27 protein-coding genes and 2 pseudogenes are annotated in these 26,679 nt (G+C 43.2%); 12 read left to right on the top strand and 17 right to left on the bottom strand.

Annotation, left to right across the window (positions count from 1 at the left end; genetic code table 11):
* The first annotated feature begins 373 nt into the window (after positions 1 to 373).
* On the top strand, positions 374 to 745 hold the full coding sequence (locus OCU60_RS21845; protein WP_072955119.1) for a glutathione S-transferase N-terminal domain-containing protein: 372 nt from the start codon (positions 374 to 376) through the stop codon (positions 743 to 745).
* 126 nt (positions 746 to 871) lie between these two features.
* On the opposite strand, the gene OCU60_RS21855 is transcribed toward OCU60_RS21845, so the two are convergent.
* Positions 872 to 1,351, bottom strand: coding sequence for a YehS family protein (locus OCU60_RS21855; protein WP_074374315.1), 480 nt, complete (start codon positions 1,349 to 1,351; stop codon positions 872 to 874).
* A 277-nt stretch (positions 1,352 to 1,628) separates the two neighbouring features.
* Here OCU60_RS21855 and OCU60_RS21860 point away from each other — a divergent pair, with 277 nt between their 5' ends.
* Positions 1,629 to 1,904, top strand: coding sequence for a hypothetical protein (locus OCU60_RS21860; RefSeq protein ID WP_074374316.1), 276 nt, complete (start codon positions 1,629 to 1,631; stop codon positions 1,902 to 1,904).
* A 245-nt stretch (positions 1,905 to 2,149) separates the two neighbouring features.
* Here OCU60_RS21860 and OCU60_RS21865 read toward each other — a convergent pair whose 3' ends face one another.
* Positions 2,150 to 2,713, bottom strand: a complete 564-nt coding sequence (locus tag OCU60_RS21865; protein ID WP_074374317.1) for a TetR/AcrR family transcriptional regulator — start codon at positions 2,711 to 2,713, stop codon at positions 2,150 to 2,152.
* Between the two features lie 96 nt (positions 2,714 to 2,809).
* Here OCU60_RS21865 and OCU60_RS21870 point away from each other — a divergent pair, with 96 nt between their 5' ends.
* Positions 2,810 to 3,829, top strand: coding sequence for an NADP-dependent oxidoreductase (locus OCU60_RS21870; RefSeq protein WP_074374318.1), 1,020 nt, complete (start codon positions 2,810 to 2,812; stop codon positions 3,827 to 3,829).
* A gap of 360 nt (positions 3,830 to 4,189) precedes the next feature.
* On the opposite strand, the pseudogene OCU60_RS21875 reads toward OCU60_RS21870, so the two are convergent.
* From OCU60_RS21875 to OCU60_RS21895, 5 genes and pseudogenes are all read right to left on the bottom strand, one after another.
* Positions 4,190 to 4,360 (bottom strand): annotated as a pseudogene (locus OCU60_RS21875) (polysaccharide deacetylase family protein); the annotation flags it as partial.
* Positions 4,361 to 4,472: 112 nt separating this feature from the next.
* The gene (locus OCU60_RS21880; protein ID WP_205410520.1) at positions 4,473 to 4,955 is read right to left on the bottom strand and encodes a cupin domain-containing protein; all 483 of its coding nucleotides are present in this window, start codon (positions 4,953 to 4,955) and stop codon (positions 4,473 to 4,475) included.
* 253 nt (positions 4,956 to 5,208) lie between these two features.
* Positions 5,209 to 5,651 (bottom strand): annotated as a pseudogene (locus OCU60_RS21885) (PhzF family phenazine biosynthesis protein); the annotation flags it as partial.
* 133 nt (positions 5,652 to 5,784) lie between these two features.
* The gene (locus OCU60_RS21890) at positions 5,785 to 6,249 is read right to left on the bottom strand and encodes an ASCH domain-containing protein (RefSeq protein ID WP_074374321.1); all 465 of its coding nucleotides are present in this window, start codon (positions 6,247 to 6,249) and stop codon (positions 5,785 to 5,787) included.
* Positions 6,250 to 6,773: 524 nt separating this feature from the next.
* Positions 6,774 to 7,685 (bottom strand): endo alpha-1,4 polygalactosaminidase, encoded by a 912-nt coding sequence (locus tag OCU60_RS21895; RefSeq protein ID WP_083602725.1) that lies wholly within the window; start codon positions 7,683 to 7,685, stop codon positions 6,774 to 6,776.
* Positions 7,686 to 8,094: 409 nt separating this feature from the next.
* Between OCU60_RS21895 and OCU60_RS21900 the strand changes: the two genes are divergently transcribed.
* From OCU60_RS21900 to OCU60_RS21910, 3 genes are all read left to right on the top strand, one after another.
* A complete protein-coding gene (locus tag OCU60_RS21900; protein WP_074374324.1) occupies positions 8,095 to 8,703 on the top strand; it encodes a MarC family protein in 609 nt (202 codons plus the stop codon).
* A 40-nt stretch (positions 8,704 to 8,743) separates the two neighbouring features.
* The gene (locus tag OCU60_RS21905) at positions 8,744 to 9,247 is read left to right on the top strand and encodes a GNAT family N-acetyltransferase (protein WP_074374325.1); all 504 of its coding nucleotides are present in this window, start codon (positions 8,744 to 8,746) and stop codon (positions 9,245 to 9,247) included.
* A 117-nt stretch (positions 9,248 to 9,364) separates the two neighbouring features.
* Positions 9,365 to 9,748: a hypothetical protein gene (locus OCU60_RS21910; RefSeq protein WP_074374326.1), complete on the top strand. Its 384-nt coding sequence runs from the start codon at positions 9,365 to 9,367 to the stop codon at positions 9,746 to 9,748.
* A gap of 203 nt (positions 9,749 to 9,951) precedes the next feature.
* Here the strand turns inward: OCU60_RS21910 and OCU60_RS21915 are convergent, their stop codons facing one another.
* The 5 genes from OCU60_RS21915 to OCU60_RS21935 all read right to left on the bottom strand — a co-directional run bounded on the left by OCU60_RS21915 (position 9,952) and on the right by OCU60_RS21935 (position 16,021).
* Complete coding sequence (locus tag OCU60_RS21915) at positions 9,952 to 11,409, bottom strand: glycoside hydrolase family 1 protein (RefSeq protein ID WP_074374327.1); 1,458 nt, start codon at positions 11,407 to 11,409, stop codon at positions 9,952 to 9,954.
* A 9-nt stretch (positions 11,410 to 11,418) separates the two neighbouring features.
* Positions 11,419 to 12,258 (bottom strand): BglG family transcription antiterminator LicT, encoded by an 840-nt coding sequence (gene licT / locus OCU60_RS21920; RefSeq protein ID WP_074374328.1) that lies wholly within the window; start codon positions 12,256 to 12,258, stop codon positions 11,419 to 11,421.
* An 18-nt stretch (positions 12,259 to 12,276) separates the two neighbouring features.
* Positions 12,277 to 14,199, bottom strand: coding sequence for a PTS transporter subunit EIIC (locus OCU60_RS21925; protein ID WP_074374329.1), 1,923 nt, complete (start codon positions 14,197 to 14,199; stop codon positions 12,277 to 12,279).
* A gap of 31 nt (positions 14,200 to 14,230) precedes the next feature.
* Positions 14,231 to 15,613, bottom strand: a complete 1,383-nt coding sequence (locus OCU60_RS21930; protein WP_074374330.1) for a PTS transporter subunit EIIC — start codon at positions 15,611 to 15,613, stop codon at positions 14,231 to 14,233.
* A 222-nt stretch (positions 15,614 to 15,835) separates the two neighbouring features.
* Entirely contained in the window at positions 15,836 to 16,021 is a 186-nt protein-coding gene (locus OCU60_RS21935; protein WP_074374331.1) for a hypothetical protein, read from the bottom strand.
* Between OCU60_RS21935 and OCU60_RS21940 the strand changes: the two genes are divergently transcribed.
* The 3 genes from OCU60_RS21940 to OCU60_RS21950 all read left to right on the top strand — a co-directional run bounded on the left by OCU60_RS21940 (position 16,020) and on the right by OCU60_RS21950 (position 18,977).
* Positions 16,020 to 16,607, top strand: coding sequence for a LysE family translocator (locus tag OCU60_RS21940; protein WP_074374332.1), 588 nt, complete (start codon positions 16,020 to 16,022; stop codon positions 16,605 to 16,607). The two genes, OCU60_RS21935 and OCU60_RS21940, sit on opposite strands and share 2 nt — an antisense overlap.
* Positions 16,608 to 16,770: 163 nt before the next feature.
* The gene (gene nhaD, locus OCU60_RS21945; protein ID WP_074374333.1) at positions 16,771 to 18,219 is read left to right on the top strand and encodes a sodium:proton antiporter NhaD; all 1,449 of its coding nucleotides are present in this window, start codon (positions 16,771 to 16,773) and stop codon (positions 18,217 to 18,219) included.
* A gap of 143 nt (positions 18,220 to 18,362) precedes the next feature.
* Positions 18,363 to 18,977 (top strand): fumarylacetoacetate hydrolase family protein, encoded by a 615-nt coding sequence (locus OCU60_RS21950; protein ID WP_074374334.1) that lies wholly within the window; start codon positions 18,363 to 18,365, stop codon positions 18,975 to 18,977.
* Positions 18,978 to 19,000: 23 nt separating this feature from the next.
* Here the strand turns inward: OCU60_RS21950 and OCU60_RS21955 are convergent, their stop codons facing one another.
* From OCU60_RS21955 to OCU60_RS21965, 3 genes are all read right to left on the bottom strand, one after another.
* Positions 19,001 to 19,321, bottom strand: coding sequence for an AzlD domain-containing protein (locus OCU60_RS21955; protein WP_074374335.1), 321 nt, complete (start codon positions 19,319 to 19,321; stop codon positions 19,001 to 19,003).
* 1 nt (position 19,322) lies between these two features.
* Positions 19,323 to 20,033, bottom strand: a complete 711-nt coding sequence (locus OCU60_RS21960) for an AzlC family ABC transporter permease (RefSeq protein WP_083602734.1) — start codon at positions 20,031 to 20,033, stop codon at positions 19,323 to 19,325.
* Positions 20,034 to 20,250: 217 nt separating this feature from the next.
* The gene (locus tag OCU60_RS21965; RefSeq protein WP_074374337.1) at positions 20,251 to 21,303 is read right to left on the bottom strand and encodes a DUF3103 family protein; all 1,053 of its coding nucleotides are present in this window, start codon (positions 21,301 to 21,303) and stop codon (positions 20,251 to 20,253) included.
* Positions 21,304 to 21,651: 348 nt separating this feature from the next.
* Between OCU60_RS21965 and OCU60_RS21970 the strand changes: the two genes are divergently transcribed.
* On the top strand, positions 21,652 to 22,206 hold the full coding sequence (locus OCU60_RS21970) for a GNAT family N-acetyltransferase (RefSeq protein ID WP_074374338.1): 555 nt from the start codon (positions 21,652 to 21,654) through the stop codon (positions 22,204 to 22,206).
* A 3-nt stretch (positions 22,207 to 22,209) separates the two neighbouring features.
* Here OCU60_RS21970 and OCU60_RS21975 read toward each other — a convergent pair whose 3' ends face one another.
* Positions 22,210 to 23,142 (bottom strand): LysR family transcriptional regulator, encoded by a 933-nt coding sequence (locus OCU60_RS21975; protein WP_074374339.1) that lies wholly within the window; start codon positions 23,140 to 23,142, stop codon positions 22,210 to 22,212.
* Positions 23,143 to 23,355: 213 nt separating this feature from the next.
* On the opposite strand from OCU60_RS21975, the gene OCU60_RS21980 reads away from it, so the two are divergent.
* Positions 23,356 to 24,351 (top strand): aldo/keto reductase, encoded by a 996-nt coding sequence (locus tag OCU60_RS21980; protein ID WP_074374340.1) that lies wholly within the window; start codon positions 23,356 to 23,358, stop codon positions 24,349 to 24,351.
* Positions 24,352 to 24,416: 65 nt separating this feature from the next.
* Here the strand turns inward: OCU60_RS21980 and OCU60_RS21985 are convergent, their stop codons facing one another.
* Entirely contained in the window at positions 24,417 to 25,316 is a 900-nt protein-coding gene (locus OCU60_RS21985) for a LysR family transcriptional regulator (RefSeq protein ID WP_074374341.1), read from the bottom strand.
* A gap of 102 nt (positions 25,317 to 25,418) precedes the next feature.
* Between OCU60_RS21985 and OCU60_RS21990 the strand changes: the two genes are divergently transcribed.
* Positions 25,419 to 26,666 (top strand): multidrug effflux MFS transporter, encoded by a 1,248-nt coding sequence (locus tag OCU60_RS21990; protein ID WP_074374342.1) that lies wholly within the window; start codon positions 25,419 to 25,421, stop codon positions 26,664 to 26,666.
* Positions 26,667 to 26,679 lie beyond the last annotated feature (13 nt).

Raw genomic sequence — 26,679 nt, forward strand, 5'->3', positions numbered from 1 at the left:
CGATGTACCAACTGAATCTATCGATTAAGCACCAAAACGCACAGACTTGCTACAAGGCAGCGATAAAATAAAGATTCCTTTTTATACATTGAGTTCACCCAACACTTGCAATAAAAAAGCAGATTTTCTTATACCTCAACAAAAAACAGCATCTAAATACTAGAAAAGCTCATTTTTATACTGCTGAATACGTTGTTTTCCCTGATTTAACTCGCATCTAATCCTAGCACACCATTATTCACAAGCGTGCATATGGCGCAACAATTTAAAATCAATTCCCTTGCCCTTAAATTATTAGCATTTTATCGTTAGAATGGCGGCAGTTGGGCATGACCCATCTTCATTTATTTTTTGAGAACAAGCGAGCATGCACATGAAATTACTTATCAACGTCATCCGTAACCTACTTGGCTACATCATTATTGCAGTTGATCTCATCACCCGTGGCCCTAAAAAAAAGCGCGACCCCGAAAAACAAAAAGAAATTAACCAAGCGCTAACCAACCTCTCCCTTTACCAGTTTTCGGCCTGCCCATTCTGCACTAAAACGCGCAGAGCGATGTATAAGCTGAACCTGCCGATTGAAAAGCGTGACGTGTCGGAAGGCTCAAAATACCGAACAGAATTGCTTGAGGGGGGTGGTAAAGTCAGAGTGCCTTGCTTACGGATTGAACAAGATGGCAACGTTGAATGGATGTATGAATCTTCAGATATTATTAACTACCTAGAAAAACGCTTCGCTTAAATATATTGAATAAACCGAAAACGAATGGTGAGCAATATACCACTTAAATCACCACATCATATTTTCATGATTCAAAGCAACGCATAGTAAAAATGCCATGCGTTGCGGATCACTTTTAAACAACGTTTATGATTCGGATCCATCACTACCTGGACGCAACTGATGCTGAAGACCGAGCAAGAAGTTGCGAATAATTTGGTCTTTGCATTCTCTATAATGCTTGTTTTCTGGCTTACGGAAAAACGCACTGAGTTCATGTTTGCTTAAACGAAAATCTGCAAGTTGCAGAATTTCTAGAATATCCTCAGCTTTCAAGTTCAAAGCAATACGTAACTTTTGAAACACGATATTATTGCTTAATTTCTCTTCTGGCTTAGGCTGCTCACCTTCGCGTTTACCACGCTTAAAATTAATAAAACCGTTTAAAAATACAGCCAACTCTGTGTCGCTAAGTTTGACAAAAGATTCATCGTCTTCTTTTTTCAGCCAACGAATGACTTGTTCATCGGTCACATTCAAGTCTGCTAAAGAGAAGATTTCAGTCATGACACTGTCTTTCAAATCAAATGTATAACGTACACGGCGTAAAATATCATTATTGGTCAAAATAGTTCCTAGTCTTAGGTAAATCCAGTGCTATCAACGTGATGACTGGAGAGCCTGAATTTTATCAGATTTGCAGTCTATTCCCTACCCATTGTGCCAATTTGCGAGAGAATCATAACGCTTGCTTAAGTATGAGCAACGCCGACCACCAAACCTAACCCATTGCACCTTAACCGCTTTGTCAGCCAACACATCCACATGCCCCCTTTCTGCGAATTTACATAGAAATAAAACACCGTATAATCATCTACTTTCTAAGTAGAGGGGCACGGAAACGATGAGTCATAAGCCTGACAGAATCACGGCAATGCAGTTAATCATTGACCAAGCTAAATGTGAGCTTCCTCTTTACGAGAGCGATACTTTTGTTTGTGGTACTGAAGGTAACTGTGTTGGCTGTCCGAAAAAGTTACTGGAACTCGTAGACACTGAACTTTCCTACTGGGAACACAATATTAAACGTGGGATTTCACCAAATTTTGATGAAATCCGTCGTTTTGGAAAACTCTGCACCAATGTTAAGCGCGGACTCATTCGCAACAACATTCTGTGATGTGTTGAGTGCTGGCTGGCATGGTTAGAAATCGATTCATCGGCACCGATTATTGGTAATGGCTGAGGCTAAACCCATAAAAACAAACGTCACAGAGACGCTAAAGACAAAATCCCAAAGCAAATCTTCGTTAAATTTCGCAAGCACGATATATCCTCTAAATCTAACACCTGCTCAGCGCCGTGGTGAATTTGGCAGTTTTTTGAGTGTTTTGTCTAAAACAATATAGTTTGACTGACCTCGCATTAATTCTTCACTTCCTGAGCATTGATCAGTATTGCATTAGCAATCACGCTGAATAGATGTTCAGAGCGCGCTGTGTGTGATGGCTGATCACGTAGCCAAGCTAACGCGGCGATAAGGTCAAACAATTCATCACCGTCAAGATCCGCACAGGCCTTTCCTTCTGACTGTGCACGGGTTAGTAGCTGCGTACCCGCTGCACGCAGAGCATGGCAGGATGAATGAAGCGCTGAATCCATGTCTTCGATTGCCCCCATCATCACAGAGATAATACCTTGATAGTCGTGTGTAAAGGCAATCACTTCCTGCACCCATAACACCAATGCGTCCTCAGAAGCACTCGCGCTTTTCAGGTTATCAGCCTTTTGAGTCAGCCTGTCGAAACGCTCTCTCAGAATGGGTTCGAGTAAGGCTTCCCGGTTCGGAAAATGGCGATAAAGGGTTCCCATACCAACGCCGGCTCTTCGAGCAACTTCCCGTAGAGAGGCATTCGCGCCCTGCTCGGCAAATACATCCCATGCAATGGAAAGTAAATTGTCATAATTTTTTTTAGCGTCTGCTCGCATATATTCTCTTGACCCCTCTAGCAAGTGGAGCTACGCTCCGTTTAAGGCGAACACTGTTCCGTTTATTGTAAGCTAATCTTAACCGAGGAGAAAGAAATGATGAATAAAACCATGAAGGCAGTGCAGCAACATGCTTTTGGTGGGCCAGAAGTACTGCGCTATGAAGATGCACCAATACCTGAGCTAAAATCGGGTGAAATACAAATTGGAGTCCGGGCTGTGGGTATTAATCCCCCGGACTGGTATCTACGTGATGGTTACAAGACACTGCCGCCAGAATGGCAACCACAGGTTCATTTCCCGCTCATTCTCGGAACGGATGTGTCCGGCGTGGTTAAAGCCGTTGCGGATGACGTTACAGAATTTAATGTTGGGGATGAAGTCTATTCAATGGTGCATTTTCCTGAGGGTATGGCCGGAAACAGCAGAGGCTATGCCCAATATGTCAACGTATCGGCTTCTGAAGCCGCGATCAAACCCGCCACCATAGATCACGTGCATGCGGCTGGTGCCCCGATGTCACTGTTAACGGCTTGGCAGTTCATGATCCAATTGGGGCACGACACACCCAACCCACTTCAACCTGAGTCACACAAGCCCGTTGAACTTGCGGGTAAGACGGTACTTGTCAATGGTGCTGCTGGCGGTGTAGGCCACTTCGCAGTGCAAATCGCTAAATGGAAAGGGGCAAAAGTGATCGCAGTAGCCTCTGGTGGTCACGAAGCTTTCCTGCGCGATCTGGGCGCAGACATATTCATTGACTACAGCCAGACAACGCCGGAAAACGAAGTTGAAAATATTGATTTAGTCATCGATTGCGTTGGCGGGCCAAAAACGGGGCGGTTCTTGCAGGTACTGAAACCAGGCGGTGCACTTTTCCCCGTCTATCCTCTAGGCTTCACTGATAGGGAAGACGCAGAGAAAATGGGCTTTACAGTCTCAGCCACTCAGGTTCGTTCGAGTGGCGCTCAACTTGCAGAGTTAGCAAAGCGACTGGATGATGGAACCATTCGTGTGGCTGTTGACAGTTCCTATGCATTGCAAGATGCCGATAAAGCCCATGAACGCGCTGCACAAGGACATATTCGAGGCAAAATAGTATTAATAGTTGAATGAAAATGGACAGTCTCGAAACCGCCGATCAAAATTTTATTTGAAGCGATGCAAAGTACGTAATTGATGCAAAGTACGCAATTAAAGATGGGCCTCTCGTTGAGTTTTCTTAACGAAGGCCCCTTCTCAGCGAATACGGCATATCACTGTGGACGAAGAATGTTTCTCCCACAGTGATGACCACTTATTACGGTGCAACTGCTTTTTACGGCGCGACTACTTTGCCGCTGTATGGATCAATCCGCCCAGGGCATAATCCTTTAGCTTTTAAATTACAGGCAATTTGTGCAATGGCATTGTTGCTGTTGCTGTAGCCATCGTGCATTAAAATGACCTCACCGTTTCGCAGACGATTGGCTGCATTCACAATGGCGTTGGTGCTGGTGCCCCGGCATTTGGGATAACCTGATTGGTACGGCTTAGCTCATTGATGATTTGCTGATAACTGTAATTCGCCAAGTGGGGATGGGTATAACTGTGGTTTTGTGCCACACCGACCTCTTTCATGCGAGATATCATCCACGATTGATTATTTGCGCGCTGTCCCCATTACCGGTGTAAGGCTATTTTGTTTGAGAAGGTTGATGAGTGTCCCCGTATTGCTGTCCCAAACCAGCCCGGTAACAACACTTATTATGTCGCGCTTTCAATAAGAACTTCCATCTTTATGCGTGAGACTCCAGCTACCATCTGACATTTGCGAAAACGCTAAGTCATCATCCGGATATTCCACTTTGTCATTCCGGCTTCTGTCTCCAATCTCTATGTACACAACATCTTGAGACGATTCATTAATCAATTGATGTCCTATTCCACTGTTAGCCTTGAAACCAACACAATCACCGGAAGACATTTTAATCTCTTCATCACCATAAATAAGTGTTGGCGTTCCCGAAATAATGTAGACAAACTCGTCTTGTTTCGAATGATGATGTTTCAATGCTGATGTAGAGTTCGGGCTCATTGTTGTAAAATTCACACCAAAATTTTCCAGTCCGAAGTAATCACCAAGTTTTCTCTTCGTTCTACCTTTAACAACTGATGCAAATGGCTCAGGATAGAAAGGCTTAGATTTGTTTTCAGGAATAGCTTTCGCTTGAATAGGATGAATTTTCATTAACTTACTCATTATTTACTCCAAATATCAATAACAACAAAATTGACACCATACTCGTTAGTAGCCGGCCTCAGGTTTGCGCAGAAAGCCAACTGAAATTACCAGTCCCAACGATAAGCTCACTATATGGCCCAATTTTGGGAGGTGATTTTCCGCATATATTAGATCCAAAATAAATGCTGGTAATATTGTGAATACCAATACAGCAAATACCAACTTACTTTTAAGCCTGCCACTTAATATACATAACCAACCCTGCAGCGGCTGAATCAAAGCAACCAAAGCAAACTACTTTACATGCCTCTATACCTAAATTGTTCAATAACACCTGACATGGAGAAATGTCGAATTGAATGGTTGGTGACGGAAAATCCAGTTCAATTGTAGATTCGTTGATCAGCGCAGTTAAAGTACCAGACAAGGTTTCAAAATTAACTGTATCGCCTGTACTTACCAGCCCTCTTTCTTTAAGGACATGAGCAACTGCAAGAGTTCCGTGCCCACATAGCTTTACCTCCGCTTTCGGAGTAAACCACTTCAACGTCATATCAGGAAGCGATAAAAAGCCGTTTCGGACACAGCCATTTCTTCAGCAATTGATAGCATTGATCTATCAGTTAAGCCATTGTTTATTATACAGACTCCAGCAGGATTACCTTTGAATGCTTCACTTGTAAATGAATCAACCTGATAGATATCTAAGTCCATTTAGTTCTCCTAATTCAATAAAGTCGTATACACGCCTTAATAACTGGCGTGTAGGTTGGTGTCATTTTTGCGTTTTTCCTTTTGCAAAAATGATGACAACCGTAATGCGTCCAGTTGATTAATTTGTTAGAAATTACTTGTGCACCAACTCAAACGTGACAAGAACTAACTCTGTCGAGTCGTTGAATTCAATACCATAAGCTGAACAGTCTTCGGTGAAGAAGTCATCATGTGCTTTATACCACCACTCATATGTACCGTCCCCTTCTCCTTCAGATTCGGCAAACTCTCGGCTAACCTGACCAAAGGGACAAAAGTCCACATTAGTTATTTTTACTATACAAACTGGATTCTTTTCCCAGTCAAGCACGATTTGATGCTGTCCTATTTTAGGAAATTCCTCTCCTTCAATACGGTACGCTTCTTTGACGCTACAAGTTGCACGCTTTTGACCAATAGAGACAAGTCGAGCACACTCATTTGTATTGTATTCATCGTCACAAAAGTAAGTAGTTTCGACTTCTTCAATCTCAGGAAGTTGAGATTCAGGCAATGTACTTGCATAGGCTTGGAAATAGTCCACATACCTTGCATCCATGATAAATTCTCCATGTGATTTCTAACGCATTGTTAAATACATTAAGCTTGGTGATGCTATAGATCATGCTCTTTAATTACTACATTAAAATAGCTAGTGTCACTTGGTCGATCTTCGATATTAGCAGCAAAGTCATCTCTACAGCCGGGGTTACAAAATCCGACTTTGTGTCCTCGATAGTCTGTCAACGAATCAGATGAAACCGGTTTACCCGAACGAGGACAGTATTTGTTAATGACCTTTTCCATAACTTTTCTCCCTGAAGATTTTAATTCTATTGAGGGGTATTTAACAGTTATTAGACAGCATCTTACCGTATAACTTCCCCATATCATTCTGTATAACATAACGTATAACTGTTGTATATGTTACTGAAAATACAAGAAAAATAATGAATAAAATGTAAGATAAGGTAGCAATTACAGTGCTGTGCTGTCTAATCTAACGAACGTCCTTTTGATACGAGAACTTGATCGATGTGTTCAGGATAAGATCCTCGCCTTCCCCTCAGCGAAGAAAACCATTCAGGGAGAATGGTTAGGCTTTTCCGGGCAGGACGTCACCCCGCCCCCATCTAATGCATACCCCGACTTCCACAAAGATGAGATGCCAACACTCTGAAAATACGGACATGCTGAAGAGGTAAATGTGCTTTCATCAATCTCACCCTCCTGACCATCGGTATAGTATTCTTGGTTAAAGACTGCTTTACCTTTCGCCAGAAATGTCCCTTCATAATTAACGCATTCAATCCCATAGGCATAACATTGTTCATTGACCGCAAAATCAAAATCATCGACTAAGGCATCCAACTGTTGCATATCATTTTTGAGCCCAATCGCAAGACCCCGCTGATGGGCGGCTTGGCTTAACCAACGATTGTATCTCAGTTGATCATCTGGGCTGATGAGACCGTGGGTTTCATCCACATTCGCATAAGCATCAACGTTATCAGGTTCAACCCCGTCACAGCCACTGGCCGCCGCTAAATCGAGTCGTTTTGCCATAATGGGCTGGATGTTGTTCTCAAGCGCATTGCGGTTCGCAATATTGAGCCAGACTTCTCCCGGCCAGTCGTCCATCTCACCGTCGGCAATCACAGCGCTTTCGAGGAAATCACCAGCATCACTACGCCAATCCTCTCGCGTCCCGGCACTGAAATAACATATGACCTTTTTATTGGCAGATTTCAGTTTGCGAATCAAGCTCTGCGCGCCGCCTTCACTCGCCTCAAACAAGTCAACATCATAAACATCAATCTCAGGGTTAATCTTAATATGCTCATAATCTTGAAGTTGCCACATCCAACTCAGCCCGGCCGGAACAGACCACCAAGTGGGATCATGTGATAAATGAGGCTGCGGGTTAGCCTGACAGGCCGCAATACTGAGCATCATAGAGAATGACCAAAGTACCGATTTAATGATTCTATTCATTGTCCTCTCACTTTTCTAATCTCTGGCCCCCTCCTTATGAAGGAAGCCAAAATCTCGTTTGCAGCCGTTAACAAGCGCATGGCAACCCATTCACTTTAACACATATCATGTACTATATTTTTAGTACAATTTATCGCAATCGCACTACCTGTTCAGGGGGAGCCGGGACTTGTAATCCAGCCGTCCGCAACAAAAACTAACAAAACAAGTCTGGCGTCAATCGTTAATTTTTCGTCATATTTAGGTACCACATACTCCCATCTGCGAGTATAAGATTTAGAATTATGACCATCGCTTTCTAAGACATGTCATCATGGAGACGCTCCGTGGACGATAAACGTTCATCAGTCGATTAGGATAGAGCGTCCTTTAACTATGTCATATGTGATAACTAAGGACTAAAAAACGAGTGATAGACAAAGTAATCCACGATTTTCTCATCATTTGGGCGACCATTGATCCCATTGGGACAATGGCCCTATTTACAGGTATGACGGTCAACTACTCAGCCAGAGAGCGCAGAAAAACCGCATACAAGACTATTTTTTATGCCGCACTCATCTTAATGGGGGCGATTATTGTCGGGCAGTTACTACTGGGTGCAATGGGCATCAGCCTGATTTCTTTTCAGGTCGCAGGGGGCGTCATTCTGTTCCTGTTCGGGCTACAAATGATTTTTTCTAATGACAATCAAGAAAAGGCCAGAGAACCGCTGCATGATATTGCAGTGTTTCCACTCGCCATTCCCGCCACTGCATCACCCGGCGCCATTTTGGCGGTGATCCTCATCACCGATAACAATATTTATACGGTCCAAGAGCAGCTCATCACATCACTCACCATGCTTGCCGTGTTAACCGCGACGCTGATGTTACTCATTTTTTCAGGCGGAATTATCAGAATCATTGGCATTGGCGGCGCCTCGCTGCTCACCCGGATTATGGGAATGATTCTCGCTGCGCTATCCGTTGAATTTGTCATGGAAGCGATTGGTATCAGTAAATGGGTTGGCTCATAATCAAACGTTGAGTATCAATCAAAAACGTCAGGGAGGACGAATGAACATCAGAGATACGCATTTAAATGATTCCGCGGCCATCACCGCGATTTACAATCCCTTTATTCGTGACACGACCATCACCTTTGAAGAGCAGCCCCTATCCGTCGAGCAAATGTCTGCCCGTCTGCAAAAAACATTGAGCACTGGTTTCCCATGCCTTGTCTTGGAAGTTGATAATGAGGTGATTGGGTATGCTTATGCCAGCCCTTGGCATATCCGTTCTGCCTATCGGTTTACCGTTGAATCGACCATTTACTTAGCACCGACCGCAGCAGGCAATGGGTTCGGACGTAAGTTATATAGCGCGCTGCTAGATCGCTTGAAACAGCAAGGGATTAAAAACGTAATGGGCGTGATTGCCCTGCCGAATTTACCCAGTGTCCGGCTACATGAATCCTTGGGATTCAAACCCGTTGGTGAATTCTACGACATCGGTTTTAAGTTTAATCGCCATATTTCAGTCGGCTATTGGCAGCTAGACATTGAAGCCAGCATGCGATAAAGGGACTGATGCGTGATAAAAGTCGAAAATCACACATATTTAATACTCAATTAAACACATAACAACAAAAGGTAGACTATTTTCATATCAATACATGATATTTTTAAGGTTAAAGATATGAACCCATGGTTTACATATTGGTTAAAAAACATCTATTTACCATTGAGCGGCGCGGTTGAGCAAGATATAAACACCCGAACTAATTTTTTATCCCCCCAAATCGAACTGAATTTTGCCGGCAATCAAGCGATAGAAAAAGAGGTCGTGAGTCATGTCGCAAGTTATGGTACTCAGCTAGGTTTGCTGGCGAAGGTGGTTCTTGAGTTAAGTAAGAATAGTAAAAGCAAAGAGGTTGCAGAACTAACTAAACTTTTGGATAAGGTTGAAACGGTGAAAAAAACGCACCACGAAAATATGAGAAACACCGCAAAAGAAGCCTTGGATAAGCTTGCACAGCAAGACCCGGATGCATTGAAACGCTTATTAGCACAATACACATAGCCATTGAGTGCTTATTTCAAGGGTAAACAGACTTTTGTGCGTCATGTCGATGTGCTGCTCGGCATCATCATATTTCTGGGGCTGGCGACTCGTTGAGTCACCAGCCAATGATCGGTTTGATAAGCGATGGATACCTTGGAAAATAATTTGAAATGATACGCCCCAAATAACGTATCCATCGCGCTTTCAGTGCGGTAGGCTAACTATAATCCATTGTCTTCAATGACATTTTTGTACCATGAGAAACTTTTTTTCACTTTCCTTTCTAAAGTCCCATTGCCATCATTATCTTGATCTACGTAAATTAAACCGTATCGCTTCTCCATCTCTGAAGAAGAATAGCTAATCAGATCAATGATCCCCCACAATGTATATCCTATGAGTTCAACACCATCCAAAATCGCTTCGTGCATTTGTTCTATATGAGCTCGTAAGTATTGAATTCGATAGTCATCGATAATCGAGCCATCATCTTCAACTTTGTCATATGCACCCAATCCATTTTCCACAATAAAAAGTGGTTTCTGGTAGCGTGAATATAAATTATTGAGCGCAATTCTCAGACCAAGCGGATCAATTTGCCAACCCCATTCTGATACGGGCAAGTATGGATTCTTGATTCCACCCATTGTATTACCACTGACGGTTTCCAAGCCCTCACTATCCGCACTTGTCACGAAAGAGTTGTAATAACTAAAAGAAATAAAATCTACAGTATTATGATAGAGTAACGCTTCATCGCCTTCTTCTAGCTTTATTTTTATTCCTTTCTCATCAAAGTAGCGCTGAATATATTTAGGATAAGCACCTCTGACTTGAACATCGGTAAAGAAGTAATTGAATTGATTATTCCAATGTGCCGCGAACACATCATCAGGATTACAAGTATGTGGATAAGTGAGTAGGCTTGTTAACATACAGCCAATTTGTGCATCGGGTATAATTTCTTTACAATGTTTAACTGCAATTGCACTTGCAATAAATTGATGATGAAGACCATCATAGACAGCTTGTTCTACATTTTCAAATCGATGTGGAATAATACCACCGCTACTGAATGGATGACGGACAATACTGTCAATCTCATTAAATGTAATCCAATATTTAACTTTTTCTTTGTAGCGTTCAAATAAAGTTACACATAAATCTTCGAAAAAATAAACGACCTGACGAGAAGACCATCCTCCGTATTCATTCACTAAATGCATTGGCATTTCATAATGAGATAAGGTGACCACAGGGGTAATATTCTGTTCAATTAATGCATCAATTAAACGGTCATAATATGCTAAACCAGCTTCATTGGGCTGAGTTTCATCACCGTGAGGGTAAATACGAGTCCATGCAATTGAAAAACGTAGTGCTTTAATTCCTAATTGTCCCATCAAGGTAATATCATCTTTATATCTATGATAAAAATCAATACCTCTACGTTTCGGATATTCATCAGTAGATAGTGACGCCATTGCAGCTTTAATTTGCTGTTCATCAACAGAATTGTGTTTTACGTAGTCACCCTTTGACAGATTATTTTTATAAGTTGCTATATCTGCCGTTGATATTCCCTTACCGTCCAGATTCCAAGCCCCTTCGACCTGATTGGCTGCAATTGCGCCTCCCCACAAAAATCCATCGGGGAACTTTCTCATAACTTCGGACATTTTAGCTCCTTATTTATCTCTTACAATAACTCGATTAATATGAATAATTAAATACAGAAGCTCTTCATTGGGAATTGAGCGTTCAAATCGAGCTTTAACATAATCATTTATCGATAAAGCACACTCATATTCTTCATTGTACTTATGTATTGCACTCATTAGAAACTCATCATCATCACTCTTCAGCATTTTGTCTCCAACGAGTCTTTGGGCAAAAAATTGCAAATGATTTACAAAGCGAGAATAATTTACTGAGAACGTATCAAATTCAACATCAAATGTTATTTTGACAATATTTAAGATATTTTTCACAATGCTCGCTAACAGCATCACCTGATTCATATTTTGATCGACCTGTTGTGCATTAATCAGATGAAATGCGATATTGGATGCCTCTTCTTCAGGAAAATCCACATCCAGATATTGCTTAGCCAGTGTTAATGCATGTTTCCCTAAACTATATTCCATAGGATATAGCTTCTGTATTTCCCAGTGCATCCGATTAGAAATAGGCATGTTTTGTTTCAGTCTCTTGGCTGCGAAATATAAGTGGTCAATGAGTGAAACATAAACATGTTCATACAAAGATACTTTTAACACCGATTCAGCGTGCTCAACGATCTCACTCACCAAAGACAGATACTCTCCAGGAATATCTCTTAATAAGTCAATCACCTCTAATGTTACTGAGTCACTTTCTAGTATGTATGTTTTTTCAATATCATCAGGATTAATTTGGTCACCCGGTTTGCTTTTAAAACCAATGCCCTTTCCAAACACGATTACTTCTCGACTATCATTTCTTTTTACAAGAACAACACTTGTGTTTAAAATCTTTATAATCTTCATCTTCATATCACCATATAATTATAATATTGTAAGCAATGGCTTACTTGGTTTTACGCTATTTGATTCTACACTCGAAATAACATCAAAATAATCGGATGAATTGGTAACAATCACCACACTAAATATATCCATATTATTTTCAATCGCTTTCTCAATATTAAATTCAATCAGTTTATCGCCAAGCTCTACATAGTCACCCACATTGGCATATGAAAAAAATAAGTCTGAATTCGTTTGATCCTCATTCACACCTATACATATCATTAGCTCAACACCTTCAACTGAAGTTAAATTTATTGAGTGGTTACTTACAGATTTTGAAGTAACAATACCATCAAATGGTGCTCTGACAATTCCCTGAGAGGGTAATATACCGACACCTTTCCAGATATTATTTTCTATCCAGTCATCATTTTTTACTTCATTCAAGGGGCGTAATTCACCAAACATTGGTGAAAAGATAATTATCCGATTTGCTAATGTATTGGAATCTATTCTATTTCTATTATCTTCATCTCTGTTTTTTATATCATCAATATTCTTTTTCTCTATATCATCAGATTCACTGACTGCAGCAAGAAATCCTGTTTTCAAGTTCCATAGATATATAGAGACGGATGTAACCAAAATAGAAGTAAAAATGACGATCAATGAATATTGAAGATTAAATCCATCATCAATAAACATTGGTAAAGTGACTAATCCGGGGGCTAGATTTGCGTAAGCTTTAAGCCCAAGGATACCTGCAAGTAACCCAGAAGTTGCTGCACCAATCATACAACAAACGAATGCTTGTCTCATTTTCAAATGGACACTGTATAACGCTACTTCTGTAATACCAAATAAAGCGGCTATTCCTGCTGGCAATGCGATTTGCTTTAGCGATTTTCTTTGTGTGAATAACCAAACGGTTAAAGCACCAGCACCCTGAGCAACATTAGATGCTAACATAGCGGTAAGAACCAAAGTATCATATCCCGTTTTAGTCATGGCTGATATCACTATAGGATAAAATATCTTGTGAATACCAAACATGACAAAAAATGGCATACATGCAGCAAGCAGTGCATTCGCAAACCATCCGAATTCTCTCTGAACAAAAACAGTGAAATTAGACAGCATCCCTCCGATATGATTGCCAACAGGGCCTAAAATAGTCAATGAAATTGGGACAATAACAATTAAAATAACAACTGGTCTTAAAAATATTGCAACCATACTCGGTATCACATGATCACAAAGTCGTTCAACATAAGACATCATCCAAATGGTGAGTATGATAGGAATAATCGATGATGCATATTGGGTAGAAGAGAGATCTATACCGGCAATTTCAATAGCATTGGTCGTCAATAGTATTTTTAAAAGTTCTGGATAAACCAAAACACCGGCAATTGAGATAGATAAGAATGAATTTGTGTTAAACTTATATGAACATGATAACGCAAGTAGTATAGGAAGAAAGTAATATATAGAGTCAGAGATCAAACTTAATAGTTGATAAACATCATCGGATTTATCCATAAAGTGGATGCTAACAAAAAGCAACAATCCCGCCTTAATCATACCTGCACCGATAATCGCAGGAACGATGGGTTGGAATATACCAACCAGAGTTGACATCAACTTATTTAAAGTTCCTTTCAATAAAGAACCATCATGATTGAATTCAACCCTTGATTGATGCGCAACCGGGATATTGTAGGTCCTTAACAATTCTTTATATATAACGTTAACATCATCGCCTATAATAATTTGAACCTGTCCTGCCCTATAAAATGCCTCAACCACTTTAGGCATTCTATTTAACGCATTTATATCCACTTCTTTTAGATCATCAATATCAAATCTCAAACGAGTTGAGCAGTGATTTATCCCAAGGATATTGTTCACTCCACCAATATATAATATAATCTCACGGATAAATTCACTGACTTTCATATTTCAACTTACCAAAGTATTAATAGAATTACTATTTATTTTCTACCGGACTATCCACACCAATAAAATATACCGCAATCGGTGTAACAATTACAGAAATCGCAAGCGTAATCAGTGCATGGTAGAAATTGTCACCTTCACCAATCCACATGGGTAATGAGGCCAATCCCGGGCCAACGGGTGCGTATGCTTTAAGTGTGACCACACCGGCATAGATCCCTGCACAACCGGCACCGACCATACAACCAAGCAACGAGCGCTTTAACTTTAAATGAACACCATACAATGCTGGTTCAGTGATACCAAATAGCGCTGAAATTCCTGAAGGCAGTGCATTTTGTTTTAATTGTACATCCTTAGTGAGATACCATACAGCCAATGCACCTGCACCTTGAGCCATATTTGAGGATAACATGGCACTATGAATTAATGTCTCATAACCCGGTGATGCCATTGCAGCAAATATAATCGGATAGAATACTTTATGCATACCAAACATAACAATTAATGGCATTAAAATAGATAGCAATGCAACGGCTAACCAACCAACCTTGCTTTGTATCCAAAAAACGCCACTGGATAAGCCTTGTCCCATGTAAGTCCCCATTGGCCCTAATATAATCAATGCAACAGGCGCTACAATGGCTAAGACTAATAGAGGCTTCATAAATATTTTAACCGCCCCGGGAGAGACTTTATCAGCGAGCGGTTCAATATATGACATCAACCAAATTGTTAATATAATCGGCAACACAGAAGAAGCATAAGAGACTGGAGGAATATGCATACCAATATATTCAATCGGTGTCCCTGAACCCATTAATGCAATGAGTTTTGGGTGAACTAATACACCTGCTAAAGCAACCGAAACAAAAGGATTGGTTTTAAATTTCTGAGCACAAGAAAAAGCCAGAAGCAACGGAAGAAAGTAAAAAGCCGCATCGGCAATAAAGCTGGTAACCAAATAAAATTGACTTGTTTTTGTGGTTAAACCCATAGAAACGGAGAGCAAGAGTAAGGCTTTTAACATACCTGAAGCAGCAATCGCAGGAATAATCGGCTGAAATATACCGGTTACAAGCGCTGCGAATTTGTCAAACAATCCTTTCAGAGACAAATCTAATTTTTTATTCACCGCTTTTTCAGTTGCAATACCTTCACTACCATTATCATCGATCAGGGTGGTTAATTTATTGAAAACAAAACTAACATCATTACCAATAATGACCTGACACTGACCACCACTATTCACAGCACCCATAATACCGGGAATTTCTTTAATTTTTTCTAAGTCTGCATCTGATGTATTATGAAGCTCTAATCGGAGTCGAGTTGAACAGTGCAGCGCATTGGATATATTATTTTTTCCACCCACACACTCTAAAATGGACTTTGCTATATTGTCGTAATTCATTATTTATCCTTTTTAAAGTAAAAAAAAAGACCTGGATTGGACAGTTTATTTTGAACTGTCCAATCCAGGTCTTGCCTGCGTATCAGTAACACGCCTGGTAAATACTATCGATGTCAATATTGTCGTCAATATAACAAAAACAATTACAAACGAAACTCTGAAGGTAAAATTTTTTGAGACGCATCACCATCTTGTTCACCCCTTCGCTGTTTTGATGCAAAGTCATTCAAATCTTACTTCAGTCGCTTTACAGCAACCAATCGCAATATTGTTGTTACAAAAAAGCCAAAACAAACGAATTATTGCTCTAAAGCCAATATTTAATGCAATATAAACACAAAATTGCCCGCCTTTCTCGTTATGATTTCTCACAATGATACAGCCTGAAACAACAAGAGAATCATCCATGCTATTTGAACAACTCCCCGCACTGATCCTATTTGCATTCACCGCGACATTCACACCCGGGCCAAACAATATGATGCTCATGGCTTCCGGGGCAAATGTCGGCTTCATGCGGACACTCCCCCATATGCTGGGAGTCACTTTAGGCTTTGGTATCATGTTATTTTTGGTGGGGATCGGGGCTGCCGGTATCTTTCACACCTTCCCAATCCTCCACCCGATTCTGAAATGGCTGTGCCTGTCATATCTGGTTTATTTGGCAATCAAGATCGCGACCAGTCAGTCAAAGATAACCACTGGCGACTATCAACCGATGACGTTTCATGCCGCAGCCCTGTTTCAGTGGGTCAATCCCAAAGGCTGGTCGATGGCACTCACCGCTGTGAGTCTTTACAATCCGTCTGCAAGTATACAGGGGCTACTCTGGACCGCTGCCATTTTTATCGTCATCAACATTCCTTCCGGAACCACTTGGATCTTTGCCGGCAAGCAGATCAGCAACGTCCTGAGTAAGCCGGCTCATCTCCTATGGTTTAATTATGCGATGGCTTTCCTGCTTGTGGCGTCCACACTACCGATGATCCTATAAATAGATAATCCTATAAATATGAGCGACGCATAAGGAGCCATGCGTCATTCACTCATTCGGACCTTTGAGCATAGTTGAATATGGTTGATTTTGATTCGACTCACAGTCAGCACGATGAATGCGGTCTACACTGAATATGCTTTTTCATCAGAAGGATAACGTGATGACGACAAGATCAGCCGGACGCTTTTTGATTTTACTCCTGTGTTTATTCCCCTTTCTCAGTGTCGCATCGACACACTCCAGCCCAGTCTCTTCGATTGATATGACGCATTCCTGGGCCGGTTATGCTTGCGTCATTCTCTTTATCATCGCCTATATCACCGTCACTTTTGAAGAAACCATCAAGCTGAAAAAGTCGAAGCCGGTCCTGCTGGCTGCCGGGATTATCTGGGCCATTATCGGTTTTTCTTATCAACAAATTGATCAAATGGAAGTCGCCAAAGCGGCTTTCGAGAAAAACCTGCTGGAATATGCTGAATTGTTGCTCTTCCTGCTGGTGGCGATGACTTACATTAATGCCATGGAAGAGCGGCGCTTGTTTGACACCTTGCGGTCGTGGATGGTCAGTAAAGGATTCAGCTACGCGGCTTTGTTCTGGCTGACCGGATTACTCGCTTTTTTCATTTCTCCGGTTGCAGATAACCTGACGACGGCCCTGTTGATGTGTGCTGTCGTCATGAAAGTCAGTGAAAATAACCCGCACTTCGTCAATCTCTGCTGTATTAATATTGTCATTGCCGCCAATGCCGGGGGCGCATTCAGCCCGTTTGGCGACATTACCACATTGATGGTCTGGCAGGCGGGTATGGCCGGTTTTCTCCAGTTTTTTAACCTCTTTATTCCATCAGTCGTCAATTACATGCTTCCGGCACTGCTCATGTCATATTTTTTACCCAAAGGCTGCCCGAACCTTGTTCAGGACCATGTTGCCCCCAAACGGGGCGCAAAACGGATTGTGGCATTATTCTTACTGACGATTCTCACCGCTGTCAGTTTCCACGCTTTATTCGAATTCCCCCCCGTCGTGGGCATGATGATGGGCTTGGCTTATCTCCAGTTTTTCGGCTACTACCTCCAAAAATCACTGCCCCGCTTCCTCGCACGACAGAAAGCGCTCGCGCTCGCCAATCATGATGAGACCACTCTCAAGCGATTGGGCTCAATCGTCCCTTTTGACGTTTTTAAACGTATCTCACATGCAGAGTGGGATACTTTGCTGTTTTTCTACGGTATCGTCATGAGTGTCGGTGGCTTAAGTCTGCTCGGCTACCTCAGTCTGATATCCGGCACCATCTATCCGCATTGGGGCGCCCAATGGGCGAACATATTCATGGGCGCCCTCTCCGCGATTATCGATAACATTCCGATCATGTATGCCGTACTCACCATGAATCCCATTATGTCTGACGGCAACTGGCTTCTCATTACGCTGACTGCCGGTGTCGGCGGCAGTCTGCTGTCGATTGGTTCTGCTGCTGGCGTCGCGCTGATGGGGGCTTCTCACGGACAGTATACTTTTTTGAGTCATTTGAGATGGACCCCCGTGATTGCATTAGGTTATGCCGCCAGTATTGTGACGCATATCTGGCTCAATCAAGCTCAGTTCTGAGTTCAGCCAACCGGACATGATGGCAAATAAGCTATTGAATACATATTAATATTCATTCGGCCTCAGATCGGATAGACTATTCTCTGACCATCTCTGACAGTCAGATTCAGAGCTTCACGAGAGACTTTATCAAGGACAGGATCATGAACACCATTTGTTTCGGCAACCGAAAAATCACCCCATCAAAAGTTGTCTGTGTCGGTAGAAATTATATCGAACATATTCATGAGTTGGATAACGCGGTTCCTGAACAGATGGTGGTGTTCCATAAACCCAACAGTAGTATCACCGCACAACTGCACGCCTTCCATGAAGAGCCACTTCACTATGAAACTGAAATCTGTTTTTTGGTCAAAAACAACCGATTTCATGGTGTTGGACTCGGGCTGGATCTGACCAAAAGAAACCTACAATCCCAGCTCAAGAAACAAGGGTTACCCTGGGAGCGGGCGAAAGCATTCAACGGTTCGGCCGTCTTCAGTAAGTTTATTGCTTTAAACGACATTGATATCGAGACGCTGAGTCTGGAATTACTGATTAATTGCGTCCGGATTCAGCATGGCTGGGTCACACAGATGATGTATTCACCCGCGACAATCTTGCAGGAGCTGCAACGTTATACCACGCTGGAAGATGGGGATATTGTGATGACCGGAACCCCCAAGGGTGTCGGTGTTGTCCAAGCGGGCGATGTTTTTCTGGCCCGCCTGAAAAGTGAAGATCAAACCTTAATCGAAATTGAATGGGTCGCTCAGTAACCCGACGGTGACGATGGGAACCGTTACGATGAGAACACCATCAGATGAAGCACCAGAAACACCATCATGCTCAGCACGGTCGTGAGTAAAACGTTTTTGGTTTTCCAAGAGATCACGCCAGCCGTCAACGCACCCCACAAATAAGGGTTTTGCCAGTCAAGCCATAACGACTGTTCTGGCATGAACACAATCGGTGCCCAAATCACGGTCAAGATTGCCGGACCGGAATAGCTCAGAAACCGGTGCAGCTGAGGCCCCAAACGCAGCGGCAGTTTAGGTTCCAAAAAGAGATAGCGACTCAGAAACACCACCACAGCCATCATCACAATCTGGATTAAAATCATGCTACTTTCTCTCCATAAAGGTTTCGGTCATATAACCTGCAATCATCGCGGATAAACTCGCGATCACCAGACTGCCCTCGACCTGATACACATTCAACAACACCGACATCACGAGCCCAGTCAAAACCGATATTTTCACCGGTAAGGTTTTCATATTCGGAACAACAATCGCAATAAAGGTCGCGGCAATCGCGAAATCAAGTCCCAACGTATTCAGGTTCGGAATCGTATGACCGGCGATAATGCCGACCAACGTTGCAATGTTCCAGATCAGATAAAAACTGAATCCTGCGCCGAATGCATACCAGCGGTTAAAGCGAGCATCATCCTGATGGTTGAGTAAAGCGAACAGTTCATCCGTCAATAAAAAACCTAACAACAACCGCCAACGCAGTGGCATCGGGCTAATTTTTGAACGCATTGAGACACTGTAGAGAAAATGACGCGAGGTGATAAAAAAGACCGTCAGGAGCAGAGAAAATAATCCAGCACCGGCCTTCAGCATTCCCGTGACAACCAGCTGCGCGGAACCTGCGAATAAGATCGCAGATAATGCTTGGCTCTCCATCACGCTTAACCCGGATTCAACCGCAAACGAACCGGCTAACAGCCCCCAGGGTAACACGGCAATACTTAAAGGCATCATTGCAAACGAGCCCCGGAAAAATAGTCTTGTCCGTGTATCTGAAGCGTGGGGCACTTCGGTCATCATCGTCATTACCTTATTATTCCTCATCATCCTTGTCGTGTTTATCCGATCATAACCAATCCTGAAGCAAAAAAATTGCAAATTATTGCTATTCAAATCAGTACAGAGACGAAACGCTACAGCATAACAACATTACCGGTGCGCCAGAAACAAAAAATCCGGCGGTTGAGGCCGGATTTTTGCGCGCCATACGAACACAACAACATACTATCTCACGGATTTAATTGGGTTCAACAAAGAACGGTTCCATACTGATCACTGCATTATCCGCGGAACAGTGGAAATCAGCATAAGATTTACCGCGCTCAAGGGTATAACACGCATCAACGAAGTCATCATCATCAACAAACACTGAGTCAGGCATCGCTGCAATCACACGACTGGTAATTTCGGCAATCGCTGATGAGGGTGGCCAACCCGCCAGAGAACCAGCGGCACCGACAGCAGTGACTAAAGCCTGAACTAAGGTTTTATAATTGGTTCCTGAGTCATGTTCATACATTAACATGTCAACGACCCGATAATCATATTCCGACCAGTTAATCACAATTTGATTGGGATAATAGTTGGTCTCTTTATCATCCAAATAAGGCATTTCAACCGCGATGATTTGCGGCTCATTGCCACTCAAAACACCAGAGACAATGCTATAAATTTCTGCCGCGCCTTTAATCCAGGGTTCCCGCACATTGTTGACATTCACTTTAGTTAATTTGGTCGCATCAAAGCCCGTCGCTTCATTGGCTTGCGTACTCAAGCGAGGTGCATTCGCGGTTTGTTCCTGTAAACCGTTTTCCTGTAAGAGTGTATTCAGCTTTTTGACACTCTCTTTCATGGCGTAATAACCGTTGTCATCCACCACCACCACAGGGACATCCGGTTCCTGATCGACCGCCAACGACACTTTGTCACCGCTGAGGGTATAGCCAACCACTTGAGTCCATGAATCTTCATCACCGGATGGCGGATACGCAACCACCAAATCGGACATATCATCATTCAGTGCCCGATCGGATGGCAGGAATAACCACATTTCAGTCGTGGCACCGATTGACTGACGTGAAAGCATACTTTTAGGGGCTAAAAATGTATTGACCCGTATCGGTGTATGTGATCGTTCGATCTGTTTCATTTGCTGATTCAAGTTGGCTGAATCATGGAGCTGAGATGCCAACCGGGCGGCAATTGCATCTTTATCGACCGCAAATGCACTCACGGAAATGAAAGATGCTGCAGCACACAATGCGACGGCTATCGTATTTTTTAATTTCATAGTTTCTCCAGTATTTCAGTACAGTATTGATATGGAAATATGCCCACATATTCATATAACATATCAAACCATAACATGACAATTTTCTTTACTGTAAAAAATGCGATAAACCGGAAGGAAAATATGACAGCACATCACAATGTTTTAGCACAGATAAAATAACAAGGCATTTTATCTGTTGTTCAGTGAACCGTTCGTTATTGCGACCAGAGAGATAGTGCAACCAGAGAAATAGTACTTATTAATTGCTTGTGTACTCACAATAAATCAAATATATCGATTAACGATAATATGATAATGTCGTGACTCAATATAACGCGAACGATTCCGAGGGAAGTCAATAACCTTATGCTGAAATGGACGATAGATCAGGATATTATTTTATACCAGTTGCATGAATCATTTGCGGCCCAATATGCTGAGCTCGTACAAGAGAATCAACAATACCTCTCACAATGGTTAAACTGGCCCAGAATTTGTCATACACCGGACGATTTTAAAACCTTTATTCAGGGGTCACTGTATAAATATATTGATGGTGATGGTCTGGATTGCGCGATTGAGTTTCGAGGCGTGCTGGTCGGAAATATTGGTTTTAATACCATCGACCATGAGCTGAAAAAAGCCGAAATCGGTTATTGGCTCGGTCAGCAATATCAGGGAAACGGCATTATTACCCGCGCTTGCCGTTTTTTAATTGCTTATGCATTCGAAACACTCAATGTCGAAAAAGTTCAAATCGCTGTGGCTGAAGATAACCGGCCAAGCAGAGCCGTCTGCGAACGGTTAGGCATGACATTGGAAGGCATTATCAGCCATCAGGAAAGAATCGGGGATCGCATCCTGAGTCATGCGATTTACGGTATTTTTCCATCGCAATTCCCCATACCTGATCACGCATGATTCTCACGATATTTTTTCGTCAGCAATGGGTTTCTCAGCCAGCGGATAAGCCTGACGCATAAACTGAATAAAGGCTTGCACAGCGCCAGATGTATGCCGGTGACGCGGATAGGCCAGATGCCATCCCGGGAAAAACGGACAGAATTCATCCAGAACGGACACCAGTTCACCTCGTTCCAGCCAAGGTCTGAGTTTATCTTCCGTCCAGAAGACAATCCCCTGATGCTCACATGCAGCCGTCACCGCCAGATCTCTGCTGGTGGTGATCAATGGCCCGTCGACAGCCATTGAAAACCAGTGTCCGTACCGATAAAACTCCCACCGATACACTCCCCCATTCCCGGAAAGACGCCAGTTCAGACACTGATGTTCACGCAGGTCTGCCGGCGTTTCAGGACAACCATATTTTTGCAGATACGGAGGGGAAGCCGCTGCACACATGCGGACTTCCGGCCCGATCGGGTAGGCAATCATGTCCTGCTCAACAAACTCCCACAACCGGATCCCAACATCAAAACCATCGGCAACTAAATCAATGAACGCATCTTCGACTAGAATATCCAACACGATATCGGGATATACCCGATAAAACTGCCCCAAAATCGGCTGTAAGATCGAATCGGCCGCTGCTGTGGTAATGTGCAACCGCACCGTACCCGCCAATGCGCCCGACTGAGTCTGTACTTCACTGAATGCCGCTTCGATTTCATCCAACGCCGGCCGCAGCCGCTGATAAAATTGCAATCCGATTTCTGTCAGTACCACACTCCGAGTCGTCCTGTTAAACAACCGGCTGCCCAGATTGTCCTCCAAACGTTTAATAATCTGACTCAGTGCCGATGGTGTGATGCGTAATACTTTCGCTGCGGCAGAGAAACTCCCTTGTTCAGCAACGGCTTTGAACGCTTTTATTTCTGTATATTCACTGCTTTTCATTCATATGACTCTTGAGACTAGGCTGTTTGGACAGAGAGAGTTGTTCCCAATGATTTCATCGGTGCTGGATATGGTGCAGGCTTCGCGCTAACTGACCACGACTTTAGATGATTATCAATCTTATCCTTCATAGTTAATGAATATTCTGAAGTATTAATAAACAATGTCAATGTGCGCATAATAGCCCTGTTCATCAATCATAAGGATACACCAATGATCAAACGTCACTTAGGAAATCAGGGACTACAAGTCTCAGCATTAGGGTTGGGCTGTATGGGGATGAGTCATGCTTATGGCGGTTATGATGAAAATGCCTCTTTTGCCACACTCAATCATGCGCTGGCACAAGGGATCAATTTTTTCGATACCGCTGAAATGTACGGGCCTTATACCAATGAAACATTATTGGGCCAATGGCTCAAATCGCTGAAAAGTCAGCGGCAAGAACTCGTCATTGCGACAAAATTTGGGTTTGATATTCGTGAGGGTGCTTTCCCCGGACTCAACAGTCGCCCGGAACACATTCGGGAGGTCGTCGATGCATCACTGCAACGGCTTCAGACCGATTATATTGATGTGCTCTATCAACACCGGGTGGACCCCAACGTGCCGATTGAAGATGTGGCCGGAACCGTGGCCGAATTGATTGATGCAGGAAAAGTTCGCTATTTCGGTTTATCGGAAGCGGCACCGGAAACCATCCGCAAAGCCCACCAGACATGTCCGGTTTCAGTGTTACAAAGCGAGTATTCGTTATGGGAACGCAACCTGGAACACGAAACGCTGCCCCTGTTGCGTGAGCTGGGCATTGGCTTCGTCCCATTCAGCCCCTTAGGGCGAGGATTTTTGAGTGGCGACACCAAACCCGCTTCCGCATACGATAAAAACGATTTTCGCGCTTGGGGCGATCCACGGCTCAGTGATGAGAATTACGCGACCAACCTGCGTCTGGTCGATGCGATCCGTCAGCTCGCAACAGAAAAGGCAACGACGCCGGCCAGAATCGCACTGGCTTGGTTGCTCCATCAGGGAGACGATATTGTACCGATTCCGGGCTGTCGACGAATTGCCCACTTAGATGACAATATCGGCGCTGCCAGCCTCCATCTACAAGCCGATGAAGTGCGTCAGCTCAGTCAAATCACGGCACAACTCGGTGTCGCAGGCGAACGATACACCACTGAATTTGCCAGCTTAACGGATCACTAACGTCATACAATCACGGCGGTTCGCGTCATTCACACACTTTTTCCGACCCATGAGCCTCTTGAGGCTCATGGGCTATCGGACGCCATCGTCCCGGAGATAGTTGCCAGCGAAGCGGCAATCCCATCCATCGCTAAACTCACTTTGGCACTGGCTTTCTGAAATGGCCTGAGCGCATAAATCGTTTCACACCGATCAAACGGGTCATCCATCACTTTGACCAATTCCCCAGAACCAATTGCTGCCGCAACAACCCAATTCGGTAAACAACAAACGCCAATGCCTGCCATTGCCAGCATCAACTGAGCATGAAAATCATCACATCTGGCCGCAATCACATTTGATTTTTCCAGTCCTTTCCAACACAGCGAGTTGTACTCGGCGCATTTATCAATCAGCGGCAAATGGTTGAACTGGCTAATCTGCTCAGCAGAATAGCGGGACAATAACACCGGACTGGCACAGATGTGCCATGTTTGAGTCCCGACTTTTTGCGGATACAGACTACTATCTGGTTGTTCGCCGATACGAATGGCAAGGTCGAGACGCTCAACAATCGGATCAACCAATCGTTCGGTTAAATTCAAATGAATATCAAGGCTTATCTCTTGTTGGTGACACTGGGTCAGAAAAGGGATCACGATCATTTTGCCAAATGTCGGCAGACAGCTCATGCGGATAACGCCGGACGTTGACTGTTCGATTGCACGAATCGTCTCCACTGTATCAGCGAGATCTTTTAACAGCGGCTTGGATTGCTCATATAAATAGCGTCCCGCTTCTGTTAATCCTAAAAAACGGCTCGAACGGATCAGTAACTTCGCTTTGATTAACTGTTCCAGTTGATCAATCTGCCGGGTGACCGTTGAAACATGCACACCAATCTGCGCGGCAGCTTTTGAAAAATTGCCTTGATCAACAACCGTCGCAAATAAAAAAAGCTGCTCTGAACTCGGATAATGATTCACTGAATTTGCACCTTACGCAAAGCTGTATTGCAAGAACCTTTATATTAATCCGATGCGATTTGAATACAATCCTCAATACCGTGCAAAACACAGGAACTCAAAATGCACCACGCCCCATCCCAACAATCACAAGTAAAATCCCAGCAATTACACATCAAAAAACTCATCCTGATCATCACGATTTTAGGTCAGGCGTCGATTGCGTTGTATCTGCCAGCGTTGCCTGAAATCAGCCGCGGTCTGGTGATTGATGAATTCCAAACCAAATTAACCGTCACATGCTTCATTATCGGTTTTGGTATATCGCCTCTGTTTTTCGGCCCGATTTCTGACCGTATCGGGAGAAAACCAATTCTATTCACAGCCTTACTACTGGCATTGGTGGGATTTGTCGGCAATATATTCAGTACAACCTTTGAAGTATTCACCTTATGCCGAATTCTGGAAGGTCTGGGATGTGGCGGATTACTGACCAGTGGCCGGGCCATTGTCAGAGATGTTTTCTCCGGTAAAGAACTGGCAAGTGCTTCATCCTATTTGTCGATGGGATTTGCGCTTGGCTTCGGATTAAGCCCGGTGATTGGCGGTCTGCTGACCAAGACCTTCCATTGGACCTCCGTTTTTATTTTTCTGGCTCTGTTTGATTTGTTCATCATGGGACTGTGCTTTTTCTATCTTCCGGAAACCAAAACAGCAACACCTGGAAAACCGCAGGATAATCTATTAAAAATAACCCTGAAGGATTATCTTCATGCAATCTCCAACCACCAATTTATGCTCAACGTACTCGGTGGATTTTTTGCCTACTGTATTGTGATTTCCTACAACGTCATGACGCCATTTTTAGTTCAGGGATATTTTCACTTTTCTCCGGATGAATACGGATATCTCGCAGTCCTTATTGGGGTTCCCTATTATCTGGCAGCATCCATGAATCGTCAGATTGTTCTGAAACACAGCATTTATTTTTCATGTATGCTCGGGGGATTTCTGATTCTCGTTGCCGGTACAGTCATGCTCGGTGCCAATCTAAGCGGATACCAGAATATTTATGTATTGATTGTCCCGTTCATGGTGGCAACATTCGGTCAGGCTCTGATATTCAGTAATACCATTGCCTCAGCACTGCAACTGTTCCCGGCAACATCCGGCGGCAGAATGAGTGCGCTCTACAGTAGCTTACAGATGATTTTCGTCAGCCTGATATCGACTTACTTTGCATGCTTGCCGGATAACAATACCATCTATCTGGCGACGGTTGTTGGCTGTATGGGAGGATGCTGTCTGATGTGCATCATACTGTGTGAAAGAGTTCGTCGGGCCCATGTCTCAAAAACTGCCACAGCATAAGATGCTCAGCAAC

It is taken from the genome of Vibrio spartinae (genome assembly GCF_024347135.1).
Taxonomy (GTDB): Bacteria; Pseudomonadota; Gammaproteobacteria; order Enterobacterales; family Vibrionaceae; genus Vibrio; species Vibrio spartinae.